19 protein-coding genes are annotated in these 26,518 nt (G+C 43.4%); 15 read left to right on the forward strand and 4 right to left on the reverse strand.

Annotated elements, in window-relative coordinates; all coding sequences use genetic code 11:
• The first annotated feature begins 73 nt into the window (after positions 1-73).
• From QME03_RS00935 to QME03_RS00955, 5 genes are all read left to right on the forward strand, one after another.
• Positions 74-664: a hypothetical protein gene (locus QME03_RS00935; RefSeq protein ID WP_281723164.1), complete on the forward strand. Its 591-nt coding sequence runs from the start codon at positions 74-76 to the stop codon at positions 662-664.
• 650 nt (positions 665-1,314) lie between these two features.
• Positions 1,315-2,550 carry a hypothetical protein gene (locus QME03_RS00940; protein ID WP_278786255.1) on the forward strand — a complete coding sequence of 412 codons (1,236 nt, stop codon included), beginning with the start codon at positions 1,315-1,317 and terminating at the stop codon, positions 2,548-2,550.
• 54 nt (positions 2,551-2,604) lie between these two features.
• The gene (locus tag QME03_RS00945) at positions 2,605-4,743 is read left to right on the forward strand and encodes a C25 family cysteine peptidase (protein WP_281723165.1); all 2,139 of its coding nucleotides are present in this window, start codon (positions 2,605-2,607) and stop codon (positions 4,741-4,743) included.
• A 46-nt stretch (positions 4,744-4,789) separates the two neighbouring features.
• Positions 4,790-5,722: an acyltransferase family protein gene (locus QME03_RS00950; protein WP_281723166.1), complete on the forward strand. Its 933-nt coding sequence runs from the start codon at positions 4,790-4,792 to the stop codon at positions 5,720-5,722.
• Positions 5,723-6,179: 457 nt separating this feature from the next.
• On the forward strand, positions 6,180-6,617 hold the full coding sequence (locus QME03_RS00955; protein WP_281723167.1) for a DUF6078 family protein: 438 nt from the start codon (positions 6,180-6,182) through the stop codon (positions 6,615-6,617).
• Between the two features lie 247 nt (positions 6,618-6,864).
• On the opposite strand, the gene uvrA is transcribed toward QME03_RS00955, so the two are convergent.
• From uvrA to QME03_RS00975, 4 genes are all read right to left on the reverse strand, one after another.
• Positions 6,865-9,690 (reverse strand): excinuclease ABC subunit UvrA, encoded by a 2,826-nt coding sequence (gene uvrA, locus QME03_RS00960; protein WP_281723168.1) that lies wholly within the window; start codon positions 9,688-9,690, stop codon positions 6,865-6,867.
• A gap of 81 nt (positions 9,691-9,771) precedes the next feature.
• A complete protein-coding gene (locus tag QME03_RS00965) occupies positions 9,772-10,470 on the reverse strand; it encodes a gliding motility-associated C-terminal domain-containing protein (protein ID WP_025815366.1) in 699 nt (232 codons plus the stop codon).
• Between the two features lies 1 nt (position 10,471).
• A complete protein-coding gene (locus QME03_RS00970; protein ID WP_281723169.1) occupies positions 10,472-12,727 on the reverse strand; it encodes a tetratricopeptide repeat protein in 2,256 nt (751 codons plus the stop codon).
• Positions 12,724-13,632 (reverse strand): ABC transporter substrate-binding protein, encoded by a 909-nt coding sequence (locus QME03_RS00975; RefSeq protein ID WP_281723170.1) that lies wholly within the window; start codon positions 13,630-13,632, stop codon positions 12,724-12,726. Before QME03_RS00975 ends, QME03_RS00970 begins: the two co-directional genes overlap by 4 nt.
• Positions 13,633-13,758: 126 nt before the next feature.
• On the opposite strand from QME03_RS00975, the gene radA reads away from it, so the two are divergent.
• From radA to QME03_RS01025, 10 genes are all read left to right on the forward strand, one after another.
• On the forward strand, positions 13,759-15,147 hold the full coding sequence (gene radA / locus QME03_RS00980; protein WP_281723171.1) for a DNA repair protein RadA: 1,389 nt from the start codon (positions 13,759-13,761) through the stop codon (positions 15,145-15,147).
• A gap of 89 nt (positions 15,148-15,236) precedes the next feature.
• The gene (gene queC, locus QME03_RS00985; protein ID WP_281723172.1) at positions 15,237-15,890 is read left to right on the forward strand and encodes a 7-cyano-7-deazaguanine synthase QueC; all 654 of its coding nucleotides are present in this window, start codon (positions 15,237-15,239) and stop codon (positions 15,888-15,890) included.
• Between the two features lie 446 nt (positions 15,891-16,336).
• Positions 16,337-17,590 (forward strand): phosphoglycerate kinase, encoded by a 1,254-nt coding sequence (locus QME03_RS00990; RefSeq protein ID WP_281723173.1) that lies wholly within the window; start codon positions 16,337-16,339, stop codon positions 17,588-17,590.
• 171 nt (positions 17,591-17,761) lie between these two features.
• Positions 17,762-19,006 (forward strand): type IX secretion system plug protein, encoded by a 1,245-nt coding sequence (locus QME03_RS00995; RefSeq protein WP_281723174.1) that lies wholly within the window; start codon positions 17,762-17,764, stop codon positions 19,004-19,006.
• A 463-nt stretch (positions 19,007-19,469) separates the two neighbouring features.
• The gene (kdsB, locus tag QME03_RS01000) at positions 19,470-20,222 is read left to right on the forward strand and encodes a 3-deoxy-manno-octulosonate cytidylyltransferase (protein WP_281723175.1); all 753 of its coding nucleotides are present in this window, start codon (positions 19,470-19,472) and stop codon (positions 20,220-20,222) included.
• A 212-nt stretch (positions 20,223-20,434) separates the two neighbouring features.
• Positions 20,435-21,937, forward strand: a complete 1,503-nt coding sequence (pyk, locus tag QME03_RS01005) for a pyruvate kinase (protein ID WP_281723176.1) — start codon at positions 20,435-20,437, stop codon at positions 21,935-21,937.
• 356 nt (positions 21,938-22,293) lie between these two features.
• Positions 22,294-22,836 carry an outer membrane beta-barrel protein gene (locus tag QME03_RS01010; protein WP_281723177.1) on the forward strand — a complete coding sequence of 181 codons (543 nt, stop codon included), beginning with the start codon at positions 22,294-22,296 and terminating at the stop codon, positions 22,834-22,836.
• Between the two features lie 263 nt (positions 22,837-23,099).
• Positions 23,100-24,083: a Gfo/Idh/MocA family protein gene (locus QME03_RS01015; protein ID WP_281723178.1), complete on the forward strand. Its 984-nt coding sequence runs from the start codon at positions 23,100-23,102 to the stop codon at positions 24,081-24,083.
• Position 24,084: 1 nt separating this feature from the next.
• A complete protein-coding gene (locus QME03_RS01020; protein ID WP_281723179.1) occupies positions 24,085-25,179 on the forward strand; it encodes a DUF4421 domain-containing protein in 1,095 nt (364 codons plus the stop codon).
• On the forward strand, positions 25,176-26,021 hold the full coding sequence (locus QME03_RS01025) for an N-acetylmuramoyl-L-alanine amidase-like domain-containing protein (RefSeq protein WP_281723180.1): 846 nt from the start codon (positions 25,176-25,178) through the stop codon (positions 26,019-26,021). Before QME03_RS01020 ends, QME03_RS01025 begins: the two co-directional genes overlap by 4 nt.
• The last annotated feature ends 497 nt before the right edge of the window (positions 26,022-26,518 follow it).

A 26,518-nucleotide genomic window follows, 5' to 3' on the forward strand; every position in this document is an offset into this window, starting at 1 on the left:
TAATAAAACAATGAAATATCAGAGTAAATAACTATATTTGCAGTTGTGCACTTTTGTTTGACAACGTACATATATGAATACGATAAAAGTTTCAGTTTTATTGATAGTTGTTCTTGTTGTAGTTGCTGGATGCCATTACACTAGTAAACCTCGCACTGTTGATAGTGAACAGGCTAGACTTTACCCTCGTGTCCCTTACGAGGCTATTAAAGACAATAAAGACTCTCTTGACTTTATCCTGTCATTAGAAGCGTTTTATGAGGAGTTTGGGAAAGATAAGAAACCTTATCAATTATCGGTTGATGAAATGAAAATGGCCAAAAAAATATTGGAAAAATATGTGGAGGATGAAGGAAACAACCTCGTTGCCGAACCTAAGGCGAGCGCGAAAATGGGGAAAGAGGGGTGCGACGTAATGGAGAACATAAAGCCCTTACCTCTGACACATTATTATAAGCAGTACCTTGGATATGAGCAAACGGGGCATCACATTGTGGAAATAAACTTGCTTGCTTTTGTTTATGTGAACTATGGGGAAAGTGTGAGTGCTTACCTTCAACGTGTTTACAGCCTCCCGCATGACGGTGGAAAGCATTTTGGCAGAGTGCTGATCGACCTTACAGAAAAGAAGGTGATACGTTTCTCTTTGAATGCAGTAGCTTAAGACCGCTCGTTTGCCCATGGCTTCTAGGCTTTTGCCGCTTCAGTTTGTGTTTGAACACCAAGTTATACGGTCTTTGTGTTGTTTTTGATAAAACTTTCCATGTTCGCATCAATGGTCTGCTCCTACACCACGATAATACCTTGATAAGCGAACGTTTTTATTAGGTATCATAATCTTTTTCGTATCTGCGTAATTTTTATGTCTTCCTTTCGTTTGTATTAGCAGCATTTTGTCGGATACTCTTATCAATCTTCCTTATATGTGACTTCCCGACTTGCGAAAAAACTGTATATCATCAACTAAAAGTATTTTGAAAACATTCCTGTTATTTGTCTTTTGTCACTATTAATTTACCCTTGTGAGAACTCCATGAATGCATTGTCTTCCTAATATCTCCAATCATATATCCGTACTTTCTATGTTATTCATGATAAATTCTGTTTGCAATTCCTTGTAAATCAAAAATATAAATTGAAACAGGATCTCTAGTCGCTATTTTTACAAGCACCTATAACTCGTTGGCTACGCTTGCCTAAGCGCCACTTACAGCTAAGATGTGTAGATGAAAAATAGTTAATTTACGTCAACTACTTGTCGTTTTTAAAAAATACATGTATATTTGCTTCATAAACTAATTAAACTACAATTTTATGAAAAAGGTTATACTTTTAAGTATTTTATGTGCGTCTGTATTTTATGGTAATGCACAAGTAAAAATCGCAAACAATGGTAATACTTTGTTTGGTTATCCTACTTCTTACACCCCTATTTCCCCTATTAGTGTTAATTGTGAAGGAAGAAAAGACAGTAAGGTAACAATACAGGGTACTGAGGTTGGACTGTATACCAAAAGAACAGGCAATGCTCATTGGGGAAATGCAATACATTCTGTAAGTGAAAACCCTAATGTTACTTTTAGTGTTGGTGTCAAAGCTGAAGCATATCACTTGTCACCTTTGGGGGCAGGGCGTGCGTTTGGTGTTTTCGGAACAGCAGGAAATGCAACATCAGGATGGAATTATGGCATTTTTGGGCGTTTGCAGGGAAACCAGAATGGTGCAGGAATCTATGGAACAATCACACACGATGAGAATGGAATGGATACTCGGGGGAGATATGCGGGCTTCTTCAATGGACCAACTAAGGTTGTTGGGGATCTTTATGTAACAGGATCTATCTATGGTGTTGTGTTGGGTGGATCTGTTGCAGAAAACTCTGCTTTGCAAGCGATGTCTTATTCTCAATCTCATTCTAATGAGAAGAATTTAAACTATGCAGATAGATTGGGGAAACTTGACATGATCTCTTATTATATGCCTCAAACTGAGCCGTTGAAAGTCAATTCATTAAATTCGAGTGGTGATACGGTTGTCGTTGAACGCCAATTAACGGCTATAGAGTTGCAATGTCTGGAAAAACGCCATTTTGCTCTTTCTGCAGATCAGCTGCAGAAAGATTTCCCTGATTTAGTTTATGAGCGAGAGGATGGAAGTAAGGCTGTCAACTATATTGAAATGATTCCTATTCTTATTCAGACGATTAAAGAGTTGAACAATCGGATCTCTCTGCTGGAGAACTCATCTGTTACAACAGTGCAAAGGTCTGTGATGGATAACAATGGTGGAAATACTAGACTTTACCAAAATGTCCCAAATCCAGTTATTGACTTCGCTATGATTAATGTAGAAATTCCTCGTGATGTAAAGCAAGCCAGCTTATGTTTTTATGACGTCAATGGTGTCAAAGTGAAGACCTACAATCTTGCTGAACGAGGAAGCTTTTCTTTCAGAGTTTCTGCGTCAGACTTTAAATATGGGCTTTACATGTATGCCTTAATTATAGATGGTAGAGTAGTAGAAACAAAACGCCTAATTGTGAACAAATGATTTTCTTTACCCTTTATTTACTAGCATATGAGTAATGTTTTGAAATACATATTCATGGCTTGCTTTCTAAGTGTAAATACTTTTATGTATTCTCAAGCCAAATGGGTTTCATTGGATAATTCACCAGTTGGAACTCTCCCAACCATCGAAGTTTTGAAATCTGACAATTTGTCATACCAAATTAGGGTAAGCATACATGGATTTTATGATGAGCAGGTTGTTAAAGAGGCTGTGGTTTACCATAGAATCTCTTTTGGAGACGATGTCACAACAGCGGAAATAGGTTTCCCCGCAATGCCGATAATCTCTCAGTTGATAGCTTTGCCAACAAGAGGTGAGTATTCCAGTTCTGTGTTAGAGAAGAAATGGGCTGATGTCAGTATTGGAAAGATATATCCATACCAAAAGCCTCTATTAGAAACAGAATCTCCTACAAAAATTATTGTAAATAATGCTGTTTACAATCAGGAACTCTATACTATTCCATTAGTTAGTAATGGTAATGTTAGCGTGTGGAGAGATGTACATAATGTAACCTTCTCTCTATGCCCATTTAAGTATTACCCTAAAAATGGGAATCTTTCTGTTTTATCTGAGTTTGTATTTAAAGTTGAGTTTTCTGCAGGTAAGGACGCGTTCAAGCATCAAGCAATTGCAAAGAGTGATTTAACAATGTTTGATAACAACTTTTCTACACTTGGAAACAAATTGGTTACAGATAACGCATCTTATGATTACCTTATTATTGTAGGTGACAATGATGCATTGCTCAAGAGTCAAACTTTAAGTGATTTTTGTAAATGGAAAGCTGTAAAAGGCTATAAAACAAAAGTAGTTTCGACCTCGTTTGTGGGAAAATCGTGTCTTTCTATAAAAAAATACATAGCAAATGAATACAGGAAGGGTATTAAGTATGTATTATTTATTGGTGATGACGATAGAATTCCTCTATACGATAGAAGAAGCTCTCAGACAGGAGGTATAATAGAAAGTGATTATTGGTATGGTTGTATGGATGGTGACGATGATGTACAGAGTGATCTTGTAATTGGAAGATTTTCTACAAATTCAGTCACGGATTTGCAAAATATGGTCAATAAAACAATTAAATATGAAAGTTCAGACAATCAGTATGCGCAAGACGTTCAATTAGTGGCTAATAGTGAGGACGCCCCCTTTAAATATCAGAATTGTTGTGAACAAATTCGTACAGCAGCCTATCGTACTCCTTTAAACTTTAAGCGAACTTACGGTGCTACAGCATCGTATGGTGGAACTAATTCAACAAATGCGGATATTATTTCGCAAATAAATCATGGAGTCAATATTGTTAATTATAGAGGACATGGGGACTGGGATAGATGGATATGTTGGAATTTCTTGGGCCAGGACTTTTTAGTCAATGACATAGGTGCACTAGCGAATACAACTTATCCAATTGTATTTGGAGTTGCCTGTACAACTGCAGATATTAGAAACCATACTTGTTTGTTAGAAACTTTTATGCGGTCAAAACATGGCTCTGTTGCCTATATTGGAGCAACAATTCCTTCTTATACAACAGCAAACCACTCCTTTAATAAAATTCTATTCTCAGAGTTGCTCAATAATGATATCGCTAATGTAGGTGAGTTAAACGTTAGGGCGCATATAAGAAACATCTCTGCGATAAGAAATTTTACGGCAATTGACAATGCTTTCTGCTATGTGTGTGGGAGTGATCCTGCGCTTGAAATATGGACCCAAAAACCAAAAACGTTTAGAAATGTTACGGCGTTGAGACAGCAAGATGGACTTCACATAACTGTTAATGGTGTTGTGAACTATACCATTTCTGTGTTGTCTAAGAATGGTAGCTTACGATATAAGGTGGAATCTTCTTCAAATTCAGTAAAACTTCCTGATTACCAGTCTGGCGATCTTATTTATCTAAATAAACGCAATTATATTCCCCTTGAGGTTAAGCCTCAGGGCAACAGTCAGAATACAGTTTATGTTCAGAATAGAATATTTACAAACGATGAAGTTATTTCTGGTAATAAAATAGAAATGGGTTATGACGTTACTCCTTCTATACAATACGGAAAAGTACTAATAAAGAAAGACGCAAAATTAAGACTTCGTAGTTCATCTGGCACGATTTTGAAAAATGGTGTTGAATGTGAGAAAGGCGCTACATTAATTATTGAATAATTTTTTGCCATTCTCTGTTAAAAACAGAGAATGGCTCATTTTAAAGATGAAAAGAAATATTGATATTGATTGTTTCAGGGCTGTATTGATAAGTTTAGTTATCCTTGTCCATGTTGTGAATTTTGGAAATCTATACCCTTTGTTGAAGAATTCCATTTTAGCATTCATAATGCCTGCTTTTTTAGTCATAACAGGTTATTTAGTGGACGTAGATAAGCCTCTTAAGAAGTTCTCTCTTTATTTATTAAGAATATTTCTACCATATTTAATAATGGTGTTGAGTTATTCTATTTTGTCTTTGTATCTTCCTGTTCGGGATGGTATTGAAGTCTTTAATGTTTCTACTATCACTTACGTCTTGTTTGTTAAATCAATAGGCCCTTATTGGTTCTTACACACCATGATGGTGTGTGGTATTTTATACTATATCTCATTTCGTCTTTATTCAGAAAAATTGAGTGTTACGGCAAGATATTCTATATTTGCCTCTTTGCTTATTATTGTGTCTCTATTTACACCGATTTTAAATATAAGGAGTGCCACTTATTATTTTATTGGAGTGGGGATAAGACTTTATTTTAAAGATTTTTCGTGCGTATACATAAAGAATTTTTGGCCAATAGTCCCATTTGTGCTATTGTTATCCAATTCTTACTTTCATGATTGGGGCGCTATTTCTATTGTTGTGTGTGTAATTTCCTTCTTCTCTTTTGTATCTAAGGCTTGCTCTTTTCTTAGCAATAAGAGTACTGGCATGCTTGAATATATTGGACGAAATACTTTGCCTATTTACATTTTCCATCCTATTTTTACAATGTTAGCAAAGTTTACATTGCCAGTCTTTGCATTTGAGCCAACAGGGATACTTCATGCTTTTTCCGTCATTCTTGTTGGGATTCCTGGTTGCATTTGTATTGCTAAATTTATGGATATAACACGTCTGTCTTATGTTTTCTTCCGTAATAGGATATTAAGGTAGGGTTATGTTATAATGTTTTCAATCCGCTTATAGCACGGTTCATTGTGTTGGAAGTAGTTTAGGACAGTTTCGTTAGGCCTTACAGAGCAAATGGTGATACGATTTTCTTTGAATGCAGTAGCGTAAGACCGCTCGTTTGCCCTTGACTTTTAGGCTTTTGCCGCTTCGGTTTGTGTTTAAACACCAAATTATACGGTCTTTGTGTTGTTTTTGAGAAATACTTTTCATGTTCGCATCAATGGTCTGCTCCTACACCACGATAATGCCTTGATAAGCGAACGTTTTTATTAGGTAGCATAATTTTTTTCGTATCCGCGTAAACTTTTTATGCCTTCCCTGCGTCTAATGCATGTTTATATTAACCAAAAACGGTGCTTTGGCACATCGGCGTGTTGCCTATCGCACATCATATCGTTAGTATGTTAACCATATTATCAACTTTTTAATTTAAAACATTATGCCTTACACCACATTCGATTTTAGGTCTGTGCCTTGCGATTGGACCTTGTGTTTCATCCAAAATTGCGCTTTGAAGGCAACATGTATGCGCTATTTTGTTGGCGAACACGTGCCAGTGAATACAACAAGTGGCTCTGCCGTCTACCCAACTGCCTTGCAGGGAAACGTTTGCAAACACTATATTGAAAAGCGTGTGATACGCGTTGCGTGGGGATTTGTTACGCTTTTCAGCGAAGTGAAACGCAAAGACGATCTTCCGTTACGAAATCAAATCAAAGAATTTCTAGGAGGACACGGCACTTACTATAGCTACATGCACGGCAAAAAGATGCTCAATCCCGAACAACAAGCCTGGATACTCGACCTGTTTCGCGACTATGGCTACACCACAAACCTTGTTTTCGACCATTATGCCGATGTTTACGACTTCGATTAAATTGTTTTTGCCCAGTACAAACATGCTTGTACTGCGACTACAAGTAAGTTGTACTGTTGCTACAAGCCGCTTGTAGTGTCAGTACAAGCCGCTTGTAGTGCCACTACAAGGGCGCTTGTACTGCAATAGGTCGTTATCTTTGCGAATGCAAAAGGCGGTTGGTGTACCTTGCATCAACCGCCTTTTGATTTGTTTTGCTCGAAAACGTATGTTTTCTTCTAGTTACGCGTTTCTGTCTTTATGCTTTCTAGCCTACTTCTAGTTCTTGTTTTAAGAACTTGGGGGTAAATCCTACCTTGCTTTTGGCCACCTCTTCGGGTGTTCCTGCCGAAAGGAGGAGGCCGCCGTTGCGCCCACCTTCGGGACCCATGTCGATGATATGGTCGGCAAGTTTAATCACATCGAGGTTGTGTTCGATGATTAGCACCGTGTTGCCGCGGTCTACCAGTTTCTGTAACACATCCATTAGGATGCGAATATCCTCGAAGTGCAGACCTGTTGTGGGCTCGTCAAGGATGTATATGGTCTTTCCTGTGTCGCGTTTACTTAGTTCGGTGGCCAACTTTACACGCTGACTCTCGCCACCCGAGAGTGTTGTGGAGGGTTGCCCAAGCTTGATATAGCCCAAGCCCACATCCTGAATGGTCTTTATTTTCTGCAAGATGTTGGGTACATTCTCGAAAAATTCCACTGCTTGGTTGATGGTCATGTCCAGCACATCGGCAATGCTCTTGCCCTTATATCTCACTTCCAGCGTTTCGCGGTTATAGCGTTTGCCGTGGCAAACCTCGCAAGGCACCATCACATCAGGCAGTACATTCATCTCAATGGTTTTGTATCCGTTGCCCGAACAGACCTCGCAACGGCCGCCCTTGACGTTAAACGAGAAACGACCAGGCTTATAGCCCCTTATCATTGCCTCGGGAAGATTTACGAAAAGGTTACGAATGTCGTTGAAAACGCCTGTGTAGGTTGCGGGATTAGAACGTGGCGTGCGCCCAAGAGGCGACTGGTCTACATTCACTACCTTGTCAACGTTGTCTATTCCCTCCACATCATCGTATGGCATGGGCTTTTTTAGCGAGCGATAGAAATGTTGCGAGAGTATGGGTTGCAGAGTTTCGTTGATGAGTGTCGACTTTCCAGAACCACTTACGCCCGTAACGACAATTAGTTTGCCCAAGGGTATCTCCACATCCACGTTTTTTAGGTTGTTGCCTTTGGCTCCGCGTATCCAAATGCTTTTGCCGTTGCCCGCTCGTCTGTGGGCGGGCACTTCTATTTTCATTTGTCCGTTAAGGTAATTGGCGGTGATGGTGTTGCCTTTCAGCATGTTTTGGGGCGTGCCTTGGTACACCACCTCGCCCCCTTTACGACCAGCCTTGGGGCCGATGTCGATGATATAGTCGGCTGCTAGCATCATATCTTTGTCGTGTTCTACAACGATGACCGTGTTGCCTAGGTTGCGTAGCTCTTTAAGCGAGGCAATTAGTCGTTCGTTGTCTCGCTGATGCAGACCAATACTAGGCTCATCGAGGATGTAAAGCACGTTAACCAATTGCGAACCAATCTGCGTTGCGAGTCTGATACGTTGGCTTTCGCCGCCCGAAAGCGACACCGACTGGCGGTTAAGTGTGAGATAATCTAGCCCCACTTCGAGCAGAAAGCTCACGCGCGTTCGTATTTCCTTCACGATTTCGGCCGCAATCTTGCGCCCTTTGGTGTCAAGATGCTCTTCAACATTGTCTAACCACGTTTTCAAGTCGCTGATATCCATGCTGGCTAGCTCGGCAATATTCTTGTCCCACACGCGATAGGCCAGGGATTCGCGTTTAAGTTTCTGCCCTTTGCAGTCGGGACACTGGCATGTAGCCAAGAATTGGTCGGCCCATTTCTGACTGCTGGCCGAGTCGTCGTTGTCCATCACGCTTTTCAGATACTTAATTAGGCCATCGTAGGTGCTGAAAAAGTCGCTCGAAGTGTGCACCAGTTCTTTCGCAATCTTCACCCTTTCCATCGAGCCATACAGAATTTCGTCGAGCGTTTCGGCAGGAACATCCTTGATAGGCGTCTTTAGTTCGCAGTCGTTTTTTTTAAGTATGGCATCAATTTGCCAAAAAATCATTTGGTTTTTATATTTTCCGAGAGGCACAACAGCGCCATCATGGATGCTTTTGGAGGTGTCGGGTATAACCTTTTCTAGGTCTATTTCGTTTACATAGCCCAATCCTTTGCACTTAGGGCATGCCCCTTCGGGCGAGTTGAAAGAGAAGTTGTTGGGAGCAGGTTCGGGATAAGAGATGCCCGTAACGGGGTCCATCAGTCGTTTAGAGAAACTTTTCAGCTCGTCGTTATCCTTATCTAGAATCATGATAACGCCGTTGCCCTGTTTCATTGCCACTTCAATAGTTTTCTTAAGGCGTTCATCGTCTTTGCTTTGTACCTGAAGTTTGTCTATCACCACCTCAATATTGTGGTTTTTATAGCGGTCAACCTTCATGCCACGAGTAATCTCTGTTACTTCTCCATCGACGCGCATGTAGAGATAACCTTTACGTCGCATGCTTTCAAAGAGTTCTCTATAATGACCTTTGCGCTGGTGAACTAAAGGTGCTAGGATGTAGATGCGCTTATTGACATAGCGTTCTAGAATCATTTCAATCACCTGTTCTTCGGTGTATTTCACCATCTTTTCGCCTGTGGCGTAGCTGTATGCAGTTCCAGCACGCGCATAAAGCAGTCGCAGATAGTCGTAAATCTCGGTGGTAGTGCCCACAGTGGAGCGTGGATTTTTGTTGGTTGTTTTCTGCTCGATGCTAATAACGGGGCTAAGGCCAGTTATCTTGTCCACGTCGGGTCGTTCCATTCCACCCAAGAAATTGCGTGCATAGGTAGAGAATGTTTCCATATAACGTCGCTGACCCTCGGCAAAAATGGTGTCGAAGGCCAACGACGACTTGCCCGAACCTGATAGTCCGGTTATGACCGTGAGGCTATCACGAGGGATTTGCACGTCAATATTCTTGAGGTTGTGCACCCTTGCACCCCACACATTTATTTTTTCGTCTTGCATTATTGTTGTCCTGTTGTTATTGTTGTTGGTAGGCCTTGATGTAAAAAGCCGCTAATAGCATTACCCCTTTATGGGTTCTGGTTATTCTCTATAACTTCTTAGCAGGTTAACATCTTTCTTGATGTTAAACACTTTGCCGTCGGCCCCTTTGGCATTAACGAGTACGAAGTAAACCCCTTCTTTCACGTCTTGCCCATTAAACTTACCATCCCAGCCCAACGCAGGGTCGTTCCATTCGTAAAGTTTTTGCCCCCAGCGGTTGAAGATGTAAGCTTTGAATTCCACGAGCGACTGATAACCAGGCTTTGCTTGATACACATCGTTAACGCCGTCGCCATTGGGTGTAAAGGCGTTGGGCATTTCTAGTTTACTTTCGGCAATGCTAACGCGTATTGGGTCGGCCGTTTTCCAGTACTCTTGTGTGTATTCCACTGTGTCGTTGCCTTGCACAAAGGTGGCAAATAGTTCAACATAATGCACGCCAGCCACGGTAAACGTCACCTCGGTGTTTTGTTCAAATCTTGCCAGATAGGGCGTTTGGCGCTTTTGGTCGGTGTAAAAACGCCACTCAAAATGTGCATTCCAGCCATCAGCATTAGCGATATTGGCTTCAAACTTCACTCTTAGCGGAGCCGAGCCTTGATAGTCGCTGCTTTGTTCTTCGCCATTAGTGGTGAAGAACGTGGCCACGGGGTTTATTGTTGGCGTTTGTTGAGCGCGAACAACGTGGGCGATAATTGCGAGCAGCACGATGAGCGTAGTGCGTGTTATAGCTTTCATTCTAAAAATTGTCTGTGAATGTAGACCCGTTAGCCTCTATTTCGTCGGCAACGATGTCTGTTAAGATGTTGAGGTCGATGGCCGACCGGTGGTAAACAGTTTGCAGATATTCAAGTTGCACCAGTCTGTCGTTCAGTTCCATGCGTATTTCGTCGGGTTCGATCCGTTTCTCTTTTAAGAAGCTTACAAACAAATCGAGGGCTTTGGGCATGTTGTTAACAAGCCAATGCGCCACAGCCGCGAAGAATAAGTCTTCGGTTGTGGCACTGTTTTTATTCTCAAAGATTTGGTTCAAGTGGTTAATGGCGGCCTCGGGTTTATTCAGTTGCAGTTCGGCTTTAGCCAATAGGCGTAGCACTTCAGCGTTATTGGGTTGTTCGTAGTGCAACTTAAACAGTATGTCGCAGGCCTTTTGTGCCTCGCCTTCGTTTACCAAACCTTCGGATAAGAACAGTTGTTGCGCGTTGGTGATGGTTCCTAGCAGTTGTAGTCGGTGCAATACCTCTTTGGCCAAGGTGAAGTCTTGAGTTTGTAAGCAAACATTGGCCAGCCCTTGAGCAATATTTTCGTCTTCGGGCAGCCGTTCGGCCAGTTGGGCAAAATATTGTTTAGCCTTGTTATGATTACCCAAATGGAGGTGCGCCATAGCGCGGAAGTAGGTCCATTCGTCGCTGGCAGTGTCTTCTTTAAGTCCTTGCGATTTGGCAAAGAGCAATAGTAGGCTCCAGTATTTCTTTCTGAAAAGGAACCGTCCAAACGTAGAGAACAAGGGCGACATGCCCAAGGCACCCAACAGTTGATTGCCAAAGAACAAGCCATGAGTGGCTATGCCATTGTCAATGAATGGGTTGTCGAAGTCGTTTTTCAAGTTGTTGAGAAGGAAAAAACGGTACAAGTCTTGCAAGAACATGCGCCTGATGTAAGCCGGGTTGTGAATGTCGGGAGCAATATTTCCTTGTATTTCCACTGCGCTTGTGTTGAGGGCGTTTTTCAGTTCGGCAGGAATCTGACTGGCAACCATGGCAATAGCCAAAGCCAGCGAGTATTTATCCGAATTGCAAAACGAGCTGTGTTTAAAGAGATTTTCTTCTAGTCGGCTCTCATCTAGTCCTTCAAGCGGTTTCAATTCGGGGTGTTCGGCATAGAAAGGCACGAACCAATTGTTGGCTTTGTTGAAGAAGGGAAATCGCTTCATTTGTGAAAACCCTCCAAAATACACGTCCATGCCCATTTTTTGCATATCCATCATACGTGTATAGCTTTTCTCTAGCTCTTCCATAGCCTTTTCTTCGGCCTGTGGGTTGATGATGTCTTGTAGGTTTTGTTCATCAGTGGGTTTGTCCATGAAGAAGTTTTGACCGCGCAACATGTTAGGAATGATGTCGCGATTAATCTCTTCTGTGGTTTGGTTAGCATTGAGGCAATACACAATTTGATATTGCAGTTCGAGCAATTCGCTTTGCACAGCCTGTGCACTAATGGTTTTTCGCAACTGTTCAATCAGTTCGGGGTAGAACATTATTTCCTCTCTAGGCAGCGTAAGTGCCCAACCCACCAATGCCCTTTGCTTCACTTGTTGGTCGGTGGCGTATTGATAGAGATAGAGTAGGGTGGCAAATTTGCGAGCATCCCACACCAAAAGCAACGACAAGAGCAATGCGCTGGTGAGCAATTGCGCATCATTAGAGTCGATAGTGGGCGACAAAAGCAGTTCTTGATAAAACGATTTTTTCTCTTCGTTCCAATGCAAGTCGGTTAGCAAGTGGTAGAAAATAGCCGTAGTTAGTTCGTGATGCTCGGCGTAGATAGCCCTTTTCTTCTCGGTATTAGTCGTAGAAGGGTTGAGCGAGAGCATGGCTGTTTCTTGCACAAAGCTTTCCAGACGCTGCCTCATATCAGGCAAAGGCATGTTGGCCACAGCATAAGGCGAATAATAAGACAAGCCCGCGGTGTTGCGTTTAAGGCTTGCCATGCTCACATCATTAAATAAGTGGAAGGCCTTTTTAAGCAATCCGTTGTACACTTCTTCTCTTTTGGGGTCGTTAAATCCCCTTTTGATGAAGTCTTTCATCAGCCTATAGTCTTCCGCAATATTGTCAAGACGGTCTGAATATTGTTGCACCTTGTTGCGGTTGATAATATTTCGTATGCCATCAAGAGCATCTCCCAATTCGCGAGCAGTTAAAATCTTGCCCAAAGTGGTGTTGTGGGCTGGGCGCATGCTCCATTTAATGTTTCTTATATCGTCTGTATTCATTGCGTTGAAAAGTCTTTAATGGCGTTTTTGTCTTTCTCTCTCACTGGCTTAAACTTATTGAAAACCACCTTAGGCAGAGCTTTAAGTGCAGCATCGTTAAGTTTGAAGTGCGTTTTAAGCAAGTCGGCGTAGTGCTGAATGCCCTTCGTGTTGAGCGAATCGCAAGCCATATGGTAGGCCTTAACAAAGGCAGGCAGCGATTGGTTCACCATCTTTTGGTGTTTGTTGTTGGTGGTAAACACGGCAACCCCCAGCAGAATATCTTTCTTTTGCGTGTCGGCCAGCACGTTGTTTTTGGCCAGTCGTGCCACGGTGGCTTGCGGTTCGGACAAAAAAGTGGCATCAATCTCATTGCCCACAAGCATTTTTAGACGTATAAACACGTTGTTAACCTGAATGCGAAACACTTCGTTTTTGGGCTTATAGCGGTCGATAAGGTAGGTAACAAGAAAGTCGGTACCCGAGAAGCGAGTCATTCCCACCATCTTATCGCCCAGTTGTCGCACGTCTTTAATACGCGCATTGCGATTGGTTATGAGTTGCCAATGCAAGTTGGTTGCCCCTAATTCTTTCAGCGAAGCCCCTTTTTTGCGCATCTGTTCGGCCCTAACCAGATCGGTAAACGCTCCATGAACTCGGCCCCTTAGCAGGGCCGTGTCGCAATCCATCTGCGCATTATATTTTACTAAGCGCACATTGATGTGTTGGTTTTCAAATAGTCCAGATGCCTCGGCCACGTAAAGAGGCAAGCAATCTAAGGTGGGCATCACGGCAATGAGCAGTGTTGAATCGGCTGGCGTTAGTTTTTTATCCTGTGTTTTGGGTGCATCGCCTTTGCTATTACAAGCAAAAAGCAGTGTCACCAACAAAATATAGGCAAGTGTGCGTATGTGGGTTATCGTCATCTTGATGAGTGTTTGCAGTTAAAAACCTTGCTCTCCGTTCACGTTACGGCTTCTTTCAAGGTTTTATCTATGCAAAATTAGCAATAATTTTGTTGTGAGAAAAAAGATTTCGTAAATTTGTAGGCGATGGCAAAAGATAAAACAGCATACGTTTGTGACAACTGTGGGCACGAGTCTTTGAAATGGATTGGCCGCTGTCCTAGTTGTGGTGAGTGGAATAGCTTTAAAGAAATACGTGTTGCTCCTGCGGTAGCGGGTGGCGGAAAACGGCAGTTAGTGGGTGGAGTAGGCAATACTTCATCCGCTCGTAACAAGCCTATGCCTATCTCAAAAGTAGAAGCAAAAGACGAACCACGCATAGACTTGCACGATGGAGAACTAAATCGTGTGCTTGGCGGCGGACTAGTAAGAGGCTCGATTGTGCTCCTTGGCGGTGAACCAGGCATTGGAAAAAGCACCCTTGTGTTGCAAACCATCTTGCGAATGCCCGAAAAACGCATCCTATATGTTAGTGGAGAGGAAAGCACACACCAACTCAAGATGCGCGCCGACCGCATAGAGGAGCATGTGAGCGATAATGTAATTGTGCTGAGCGAAAATACTTTAGAGAAGATTTTAGTACAGGTTGACGAGGTAAAACCCGACTTGCTCATCGTGGATTCGATACAAACCATTGAAAGCGAAGCCATCGACAGCTCGCCAGGAAGCATCGTTCAGGTGCGCGAATGTGCCTCGGCGCTGCTTAGGTTTGCTAAAACATCGTCTGTGCCAGTGCTACTTATTGGGCATATCAATAAGGAAGGCGTTCTGGCTGGCCCCAAAATATTGGAACATATCGTTGATACTGTGTTGCAATTTGAGGGCGATCAACATTACATGTACCGCATATTGCGCTCTATAAAGAACCGTTTTGGCTCTACTTCCGAACTAGGAATTTACGAAATGCAGCAAAACGGACTACGGCCTGTGTCTAATCCTAGCGAACTGTTACTCACTCGCGACCACGAAGGACTCTCGGGCATCGCCATTAGTTGCGCCATCGAAGGAGTTAGGCCGTTTTTGGTGGAGACGCAAGCCTTGGTTTCTACTGCCGCCTACGGCACACCGCAGCGTAGCACCACCGGTTTCGACCAGCGCAGGCTGAACATGCTCTTGGCCGTACTCGAAAAACGCGTGGGCTTTAAACTCATACAGAAAGACGTTTTTGTAAATATCGCAGGCGGATTGCGCGTAACAGATTTAGCAATGGACCTTAGTATCATTGCCGCCGTGCTGTCTAGCAATGTAGATACGCCCATAGATAAGGAGTGGTGTATGGCTGGCGAAGTGGGACTTAGTGGCGAAGTGCGTCCTGTGAACCGCATAGAACAGCGTATTGCCGAGGCCGAAAAGCTTGGATTTACCGATATGGTGATACCTAAGAACAATCTTTCGGGCATCGACCCCTCGCGTTATAAAATCAAACTTCATCCCGTTCGTAAGGTAGAAGAGGCATTGCGCATCTTGTTTGGATAAGGTTTCTCTTCCTATTTATTTGTTTTTCAGAGCAGCGTATTGATGGATGAAGATAGCGTAGATAACATTAATTTTGAAACAGCACTTGAATGAAAGATTCGATAATCGTAGTTAGTGGCGGAATGGATAGCGTCACCCTACTTTATGATAAGAAAGACGAGATTGCTTTTGGTTTATCCTTCGACTATGGTAGCAATCACAACCACAACGAATTGCCTCTCGCGGCTATGCATTGTCAGCGTTTAGGCATCCCGCATGTGGTTATTCCCCTTGGTTTTATGCACCAATATTTTAAGAGTAGCTTGTTGGAGAGTGGCGAAAATATACCCGATGGTAGCTACGACGAAGAGAATATGAAGTCGACCGTTGTGCCTTTTCGCAACGGCGTGATGCTTGCAGTGGCTGCAGGTATAGCCGAAAGCAATGGCTTGACCAAGATACTTATTGCCAATCACGGTGGCGACCACACCATTTACCCAGATTGTCGCCCCGAATTTATCGCAGCTATGGATGCTGCTGTTAATGCCGGAACCTTTGCCAACGTGCATGTGGTGGCCCCTTACACCAATTGGAGTAAGGTCGATATTGCTAAGCGAGGAGAAGTTTTGGGCTTAGATTATACCGAAACATGGTCGTGTTACAAGGGTGGCGACGTGCATTGCGGCACTTGTGGTACCTGTGTAGAGCGTAAAGAGGCCTTGCGCGAGGCAGGAATAGCCGATAATACGAAATACGAACGTTAAGTTTTTACATTGGCCTTGGTTCTTTCTATTTGTCTAAGCTAAGATGTAACGCGGTTTTATATAACCCGAGACATAGTTTTTACTTGATAAACACTCATGTTCCACATGCTGTGCAATAGCCCATCTCTTTGAGATACCCCACCATTTAATCAAAAAACATGTCTTTAGAGCTATTTTCGTGCAAAATGAGTTGCAAGAAAACACAAGGTGATAACATTGCAGGTGTTCGGTAAGTGGTGGTTAGTGAGAAAGGATTTGTTTTTATTTGTGACACATATATTTGTAAACTATACATAGCAAATGCACTTTTACACGCCTGCGAAAGAAACATGTTGTGTAAGTAGGAGGGTTAATTTCCTGTCAATTTTGGCTGTATATCAAGATAATTCACTAACTTTGCGCGTGTTAATTCAGGCATAAAACTATTATTCATAACATTAATAAAGATGAAAATCGAACAATTCAACTTTGCCGGTAAGAAGGCAATTGTACGTGTGGACTTTAATGTGCCATTGGATGAGAACGGAAACATCACCGATGATACCCGTATTCGCGGTGCTCTTCCCACTTTGAAGAAAATTTTGGCCGACGGCGGAGCCGTTATCATGATGAGCCACATGGGCAAACCCAAAGGCAAGGTGAACCCCAAATTGTCGCTTTCGCAAATCGTTAACAAGGTGTCTGAACGCCTTGGTGTAACGGTTAAGTTCGCTGACGATTGCGCCAATGCTACCGAAGCTGCTGCAAACCTACAGATGGGCGAAGCACTGCTGCTCGAAAACCTGCGTTTCTACGCTGAAGAAGAAGGCAAACCCGTGGGCATCGACAAAGCAGACCCTGCTTTCGCAGAGGCTAAAAAAGAAATGAAGGCTAAGCAAATAGACTTCGCTAAGAAGCTGGCTTCGTATGCAGACGTATATGTGAATGATGCTTTTGGTACGGCTCACCGTCGCCATGCATCAACGGCTGTTATCGCCGATTACTTCGATGCCGACTCGAAGATGCTGGGTTTCCTCATGGAAAAAGAAGTTACCGCTATCGATAACGTGCTCAAAAACGCGCAACATCCTTTCACGGCCATCATCGGTGGTTCGAAAGTAAGCTCTAAACTGGGTGTTATCAAAAACCTGCTCGACAAGGTAGACAATCTTATTATCGGCGGTGGCATGGGTTACACCTTTGTTAAAGCACAAGGCGGACATATTGGTTTGTCGCTTCACGAAGATGATTTGATGCCCGAAGCACTCAACGTGATGGCTGCTGCTAAAGAAAAAGGCGTTAACTTGAGCCTCTCTGTAGCTACCGTTGCTGCCGATAAGTTCGACAATAACGCTAACCGCATGGTTGTGCCTATCGACCAAATACCCGATGGATGGGAAGGTATGGACGCTTCGGAAGAGTCGCTGGAGATTTGGAAGAAAATCATTCTTGAATCTAAAACCATCCTTTGGAACGGTCCTGTTGGCGTATTCGAATTTGAAAACTTTGCACATGGCACAGGCGAAATTGCCAAATTTGTGGCTCAAGCTACACAAGAAAATGGCGCTTACTCGCTTGTAGGCGGTGGCGACTCGGTTGCTGCTGTTAACAAGTTCGGACTTGCCGATAAGGTTTCTTACGTTTCAACGGGCGGCGGTGCAATGCTCGAGGCCATCGAAGGCAAAGTGTTGCCCGGTGTTGCTGCCATTAAAGGCGAATAAACCTCATTGCTAGGCGCTCTTGGCTGCATGAAGTGGTGCATTGTGCCACGGCTGACAGGCCATATTGGCCTAAGCAAACCACCTAAATACGTTTCGGCGAGTCCAACAACGCGTTGGGCTTGCCGATTTTTTGTTTTTCCCAACTGCTTTTCCCTTTCTTTAGTGCTGCTTATGTGCAAACTTCGGTTCACATTTTTGTTCTTATGCCTGTGGCTTTCGTTGACCATGATTGCTCAGCGCAACCGCATTTTTGTTCCCAATATTGCATCATTGCAAGTTGTTGCTGGCAATAACTGGCTTTCGATGCCAATTATCGATTTAGCAGATAATGTTGCAGTGAACATCGCCTTCGACGATCTTACTCACGAATATCGCCGTTATGCCTACAAGATAGAGCATTGCAATGCCGATTGGACCACCTCCACCGAACTTTTTGTTAGCGATTACATCGACGGATTTAATGCTGATAATGTGATAGAGCGTGTACAACAGTCTATTAATACCAATGTGTTGTACACCCATTATCACTTGCAACTACCCAACGACCAATGTAGAATAAAGATGAGTGGCAATTATCGCGTAACCATCTACGATACCAATGACAACGATAAGGCTGTGGCCGAATGCTGTTTTATGGTAGTTGAGCAAGGTGTGGGTATTAAACTCAACCTAAGTGGCAACACCGACAAAGGCATTAACAGCCGTTGGCAACAACTTGATATGGAGGTGAGATTTGCTCCTGGTATGGTTGTTACAGATGTTCAGCGCCAAATACGCACAGTGGTGATGCAAAATGGGCGTTGGGATAATGCTGTTGTTAATGCCAAACCTCAGTTTGTTATGGGCGACGGATTGCGTTGGGCACACAATGCACAACTTATTTTCGAGGGTGGAAACGAATATCGCAAATTCGAATTGCTGGATGTACGACATGCCAACATGGGTGTTGAGAAAATATACTGGGACGGAAAAGCCTACCATGCTTATCTCTGGCCCGACGAACCGCGAACGAGCTATGTGTTTGATGAGGATGCCAACGGGGCATTTTACATTCGCAATAGCGATAATAGCGAAAACAACACCACTTCAGAATACGTTTATGTGCATTTCAATCTTCGCTCACCTCGTGTTGAGGGCGATGTGTTTGTAAATGGCGCGTGGACCAACGACCAACTTTCTGCACCCTATAAGATGCAATATGACGACACACAGGGATGTTATCGGTTAACCTGTTTGCTCAAACAGGGCTATTATTCGTACCAATACGTGTGGCAACAACCCAATGGCAACACGGCTAACCTACCCTCAGAGGGGTCGTTCTACCAAACCGAAAACCGCTACCAGGCCCTTGTTTATTATCGAAAAATGGGCGATAGGGCCGATAGACTGGTGGGCTTTGCAGAAATAAGGCGGTAATTAAAGGTGCTGGGGAGTTAAGAAATGAAGTAGGCAGGCCCACTACTTGCTTGCTCAGCTGTATATAGCTTTGCTCGTTCTACTCCTTCTTTGTTAGGTAATTCATCGAAAGAATAACAAGTTTTATCCATAAACATTAGTCGTGAAATTCAGTTTTTATAGACGAACTAGCGCATTGTTGTGCACATTTTTCAGTACAAAGGGGCTTGTACTGTCGCTACAAGCGTCTTGTACTGCTACTACAAGATGCTTGTACTGCCACTACAAGTCGCTTGTAGTGCTCCTACAAACGGCATTTTACAACACTATAAATACCGAAATGCAGATAGATTGATGCCAAAGTGAACAATGCGAGCAGGCATCAACATACATTTCCTTGTATTTCAGCTCGTAAACACGGTGGTTTGTCAACTGGTTAACTTGTTTCTTAATTAAAACAACAACAATTAAAACAAAACATACAATGAAATTTATAGGCATAATACCAGCCCGTTATGGTTCTTCGCGCTTTCCGGGCAAACCCCTGGCCCTACTTGGTGGCAAGCCAGTGATACAACGTGTGTACGAACAAGTGGCCCATGTGCTAGACGAAACCTACGTGGCCACCGACGACGAACGTATATATAATAAGGTGTTGGAGTTTGGCGGTAAGGCCGTGATGACCTCAACCGAACACCAAAGTGGTACCGACCGCGTGAACGAGGCTGTGCAAAAGATCGGCGGCGACTACGATGTGGTGGTGAACATACAAGGCGACGAACCTTTTGTGCAACGTTCGCAGATTGAAGCAATTTGTCAATGCTTCGACACGGAGGGCGTGCAAATAGCCACATTGGGCATCCCTTTCGCCTCCATCGATGAGGTGCGCAATCCTAATTCGCCCAAGATTGTGGTGAGCGATGCAGGTTTTGCCCTGTATTTCTCGCGTTCGGTTATTCCTTTTGTGCGTGGCGTCGAACCCGATATGTGGTTAGCACATTATCCCTTTCTCAAACATTTGGGCATCTATGCTTATCGCCCAGCAGCACTTCAGGCAATCACCGCTATGCCACAGTCGTCGCTTGAGAAGGCCGAGAGTCTTGAACAACTTCGTTGGTTGCAGAATGGCTATCAGATAAAAGTGGGACTTACCCAGGTGGAAACCGTGGGAATAGACACCCCCGAAGACTTGCAACGCGCCGAAGACTTCTTGAAAGCACACGCTCAAGGTTGTTAAGGTAGAGTTCAGCCCATCATTGCTCACACCATTGAATGTTTTTTTGCTTCTTATTCACGATAATAATTACAAAAGGTCAAGGTGTTCGCGATTTTTTTCACTACCTTTGCAAAAGGGCAAGAATGTTAAACGGCGTGTGGCGATACACCGTTACATTGTAAAACGTGCTTGCTCGTTGCAACATCCATATATAAAAGACATTTCAATAAGATATGAAACAAACTAAGATTGTGGCCACTATCAGCGACCGCAGGTGTGATCAGGATTTCATCCGCAAGTTGTTTTTCGCAGGAATGAACGTGGTTCGTATGAACACCGCTCATGCTTCAGAAGAGGGAATGAAAGAGATTATTAAGAATGTGCGTGCTGTTTCGTCGCACATCGCCTTGATGATAGACACTAAAGGGCCAGAGATTAGAACCACTGGTGTGGTAGAACCCATTGAATATAAAAGCGGTGAGATTGTGAAAATCTTCGGACGACCCGAGATGGACACAACTCACGACATCCTAAACGTGTCGTATCCCGACATTGCCAACGATGTGAAAGTGGGCGACAGCATTCTTTTCGACGATGGAGAATTAGACATGAAGGTGCTAGAGGTGCAAGGTCCGATGCTGGTTACGCAAGTACAAAACGATGGTAAGTTGGGTGCACACAAGAGTGTAAATGTACCTGGAGAGCATATCGACTTGCCTGCACTCACCGAAAAAGACCGAAGCAACATTCTTTTTGCTATCGAACAAGACATTGATTTTATTGCTCACTCTTTTGTTCGCTCGGCCGAAGATGTGCATGCCGTGCAAAAAATTCTCGACGAACATAATAGCGACATAAAGATTATATCAAAAATTGAGAACCAAGAGGGTATCGACAATATCGATGAGATTATTGATGCCTCGTATGGTATTATGATTGCGCGTGGCGACTTGGGCATCGAGGTGCCTTTGGAGTGCATCCCTGGTTTGCAAAGAGAAATTATTCATAAGTGTGTACTGAAAAAAAAGCCTGTTATTGTGGCCACACAGATGCTCCACACCATGATAAACAATCCTCGCCCAACGCGTGCCGAGGTGACAGATATAGCCAATGCCGTGTATTATCGTACCGATGCTCTGATGCTCAGTGGCGAAACGGCTTCGGGAAAATATCCCCTCGAGGCAGTACAAACCATGGCTTCTATTGCCGAACAGGCTGAAAAAGACCGCTTAAGACTGAAGGGTTTAGAGATTTCGCTTTCTCCCAATTGCAGTCAGAAAGAGTTTTTGGCTTACTCGGCCATCGAGTCAACACGCCGTTTGGGTGTAGCAGGTATCATTACCGATAGCGAATCGGGCGAAACGGCTCGCATCCTATCGTCGTTCCGCGGTGCAACGCCTATCTTGGCTATGTGTTATAAGGAGAAATTGCAACGCTGGCTCAATCTTAGCTATGGGGTTATCCCTGTTCATCAGAAAGAACACCATGCACCGCAGTTTATGTTTACCGCTGCCATCCGTATGTTGAGGCAGAAGGGATACATCAACTTGGAAGATAAGATTGCATACCTTAGCGGTAGCTTTGGAGAAGGTGGAGGCACCACTTTTGTTGAAATCAACAAGGTGGCTATGGCTCTTGATGCCGATAGTAATTATCGTTTCCACTTGCCCGAACATCCATCTTTGCGCAGAGTGGGCGAACCCGAGGCCGAAGAAACTTGTGAGAAAGACGAGTAAATATTGTGTTCTATGCGCTTATCCGCAGTCGTAGGCAGGGTTTGAGGCTTTTTCAGCGTAGCCAACTGCAAAGTGTGAGGGGTAAGCAATACTATATCGCAAAGATTTAAGCGGGCAAACATGTGCAATAAAGCGTGTTTGTCCGCTGGTCTTTAATATACACTGTGCAACGTTTGCACAGTAAAAGGTGAATAGTTGTTAACTCAGTGAATTATAAATACTTTAACCGTTATTTGCAATCAATAAGTTAATAATGGTTTTCTATGGCTGTAGTGCTAATGTTAATGTTATAATTTTGCCCTCAGAAACAAACGTATGTGTTTAATACATCAGTTTAATTTAATCAGGAATAAAAGATGAAAAAGATTTTGATGACTATGGTTGCAGCAGTTATAGCTGTAAGTGCAAGTGCACAAGTTTATCTTGGTGGAAGCATCGGTGTTGGTGTAAGCAAGGTAAAAAATGGAGAAGAGAAAACAACCTTCAAATTGTTGCCCGAATTTGGTTACGGCATTAACGGCAACTGGGCTGTTGGTACGGTAATTGGTTGGGGAAAAGGCAATCCCGTTTCGCTAGGAGACGTATCTGTAAATTCAGACGAGACCTATTTCAAGTTGTCTCCTTACGTTCGTTATACCTTCGTACATTCTAAGTTCGTTAACGTGTTTGTAGATGGTGGTGTTGATTACCAGCACTACAAAGGCGGTGTTAACAACTTGGAAGTAGGTTTAACTCCTGGTGTGGCAGTTAACCTGAACAGGCATTTCTCATTCGTAACAAAGGTGGGATTTTTAGGTTGGAAGAACACCAAGAACAGCGATACAGATTTGGATACACAAGCTTGGGGAGCATCGTTTGATAACAATCACCTCACCTTCGGTTTGTATTATAACTTCTAACACTGTGTCTAACCCTTGAGGTTAGTAAAAAGTAAATGGCGTGTCAATAGATGTTGGCACGCCATTTTATTTGTCTTTATGAACAAAGAACCATGCTTTAAAAGCCACAGTAAAGGGGATTTTATGCAACTAGCCTTTATCAGTTCGATTTCTTTTTGTAAATTTGCAGTATTAAGATAGTTGTTTGTGGCGTTGCATTTTGGCCCTTGTCTTTTGGCGGGCATTGGGCAACGAACCCATTTGCAAAATAGAGAAGTTTAAGAATGAAAGAAATAAGTTGGGGATTTATAGGTTGTGGCGAGGTAACCGAGAAAAAATCGGGTCCCGCCTTTAACGAAGTGGAAGGCTCGCACGTGCACGCCGTGATGAGTCGCACTGAAGATAAGGCACGTTCGTATGCCGAACGCCATCGCATTCGCAAATGGTACACCGACCCAAACGAACTTATCTGCGACCCAGATGTCAACGCCGTGTACATTGCAACGCCCCCTTCGAGCCATGCCACCTTTGCTATTATGGCCATGCGAGCAGGCAAACCCGTGTATGTGGAAAAGCCTTTGGCAGCCAGTTACGAAGACTGTGTGCGCATTAACCGTGTAAGTGAACAAACGGGTGTGCCTTGTTTCGTGGCTTACTATCGTAGGTACTTACCTTATTTTATGAAGGTGAAAGACATCGTAGATAGCGGAACTATTGGTAAAATCACCAATGTGCAAATACGTTTTGCTGTTCCTCCGCGTGATTTAGACTATTCTACCAATAGTAATCTGCCCTGGAGACTGCAACCCGATGTGTCGGGAGGTGGTTATTTCTACGACTTGGCGCCGCATCAGTTAGACTTAATACAAGAACTCTTCGGCATCATAACCCGTGCACGTGGTTATTTTTCTAACCGCGGACAGCTTTATGGCGTTGAAGACACGGTGAGTGCAGCCTTCGAATTTGAAAGTGGCGTAGTGGGTAGTGGCAGTTGGTGTTTCGTGGCACACCAAAGTGCAAAAGAAGACCGCATAGAGGTGGTGGGCGAACGGGGGCTATTGTCGTTCTCGGTGTACACCAACGACCCCATACAGCTGATAACAAGCGATGGCGCAACCAGTTTTAATGTAGACAATCCGCCCTATGCGCAGTTGCCGATTATTAAAACTGTTATCGAAGATTTACAAGGTATTGGTCATTGCTCGTGCACAAGCGTGAGTGCAACTCCTGTAAACTGGGTGATGGACCGTATTCTCAATAAGTTCTAACATGCTTAAATCATTTCTCACATCGTTGTATTTTTGTTTGTTGTGCATGGTGGCGAATGCTCAATGTGTGGATTCGTCGGCCGTGGAACAGCCTGTTAAGCCTTCGCTGATGAAGCGAGTGGCGAACGGTGTGAAGCAATTTGTAAATTCGTTTGGCGATGTAGACACTGCTTATATAGAGCCACAGAAGTATGTCTACACAGTGATGGCACAAAATACCTACACTTACGAGTTGTATAAAATCAAGACAGCCGAGGGCAACTCGGTGACTTTTGCTCCCGAACCCACAATCAAGTTTGGACCTTATGTGGGCTGGCAATGGTTGTTTTTGGGTTACACGGTAGACCTTCGTCGACTCAATGGTAACAACAAGCAAGAATTTGATTTGAGTTTTTACACAGCCCAGATAGGTATAGACTTGTTTTGGCGCAACACTGGCAATAACTATAAAATCAATAGCGTGTCGTTAGCCAAAGAGATAAAACCCGATGCTGTGTTGGGAAGCAATTTAGGTGGCTTTGAGGCACGCATTAGGGGCTTTAATCTTTATTACATCCTTAACCATAGGCGCTTTTCTTATCGCGCAGCATTCAGTCAAAGCACGGTGCAAAGGCGCAGTGCGGGTAGTTTGTTGTTTGGTGTGGGATGCACTTGGCACCGAGTGAATGTAGATTTAATGCAGTTAGACCAGCTCATTACTAGCAAACTAGGAGCGCAGGCCACCATTATCGGAGCAAACGACACGGTGAACTTTGGCAAAGTGAAGTACACCGACCTCTCTGTTTCAGGTGGGTATGCCTATAATTGGGTGTTTGCGCGCAACTGGGTGTTGGCTGGTTCGCTCTCGTTGGCCCTTGGTTATAAGCGCACCACAGGCGATGTGCGCACCCGCCGCACCTCGTTAGGCGACTTCTTGTCGTATAATGTAGCCGTAGACGGGGTGGGGCGATTCGGCATTGTATGGAACAACTCGCGTTGGTATGCAGGTGCTAGTACCATTTTGCATACCTATAACTATCGAAAAGATAGGTTTTCAACCAACAACATGTTTGGAAACCTCAACTTATATGTAGGCTTTAATTTTATAAAACGATGAAAAAAGCAATTATCGCATGTTTATTATTGGTGGCTACATCGCCACTTTGGGCAAAGGCTCAGTACACCACAGCCGACAGTATTAAGGTTGTTAAACTATTGCAAGAAGGAAAAAAGCAAAAGGGTAAGCAAGACTTAGTGCTGTTTTTCGCACGAAAATTCTTGGGCGTCCCCTATGTGGCAAGTACGTTAGAGAACAACACAGACGAACAATTAGTGATAAATTTGAGTCAACTAGACTGCACCACGTTTGTAGAAAATGTGCTAACACTAACGTTATGTACAAAGAATGGCCAAACAACGTTCGACGATTTTTGCAACCAACTGCGCAAAATTCGCTATCGAAATGGCAAAGTGGGTTATCCCACTAGGTTGCATTATTTCTCAGAATGGATTTCGGATAATACGCGAATGGGATTCGTTGAAGAAACACAAGCGCCCAATCCGCCTTTCAGTGCTGTGCAAACTTTGCAGATAAACTTTATGTCTACGCATGTAGACAAATACCCAATGCTGGTGCGTACGCCCGCATTTATTAAACCTATTGCGCAGATGGAGAGCGAACTTAACGGACAAACGTGTCGCTATATACCCAAGGCGGGCATCCTTAACAATGCAGCCTGCAAACAAGCAGTTAAAGATGGCAACATCCTTGCATTGGTAACTAGCCGTCAAGGCTTGGATACAAGTCACGTGGGATTTGCTATTTGGAAGAAAGATGGCTTGCATTTGTTTCATGCTTCGTCGTTACAAAATAAAGTGGTGGAAGACAAATCGCTGCTTCGTAACTATATGATGAAACAAAAATCGCAACTAGGTATTCGAGTAGTAAAGGTGAAATAGGTTTTTTAAGTTTGCGAGTTTTAAGTTTGCGAGCCTTTGAGTTCGTAAGTTTGCGGCTGTGAACTTTGCGATTGTGCGCATTTAAGCTTTCGAGAACTTGATTTTTTGAGATGTGTAGTTCATAAAATCTCGAATTTATCAGTTGCAGACTAAATAGCAAACGCTGTTTGCATTTGCTTAAACCATCAATTTTGAGAAGTAAAGGCAACAAAATATTGTGTTAACAATGCAAATAGTACCGCTCTTTAGTTGCAGTAGGGAAGCGGTTGATGCCTATAGTAATGAGTAAAATTGATGGTTGAGGGCTAAGAGAGCATTTGTTAGGTGCTTTTTGAAGCCAATCCTTGAAAAAGTGGGCGATTTGTTTGGCTGTTCCGAAATAATGAATTACCTTTGCACTCGCAAAAAAGGACAGGGTCCTTATCATGCAACCATTATGCATCCTTAGCTCAGTTGGTAGAGCAACTGACTCTTAATCAGTGGGTCTAGGGTTCGAA

This window comes from Hoylesella shahii (assembly GCF_937990675.1).
GTDB lineage: Bacteria > Bacteroidota > Bacteroidia > Bacteroidales > Bacteroidaceae > Prevotella > Prevotella shahii.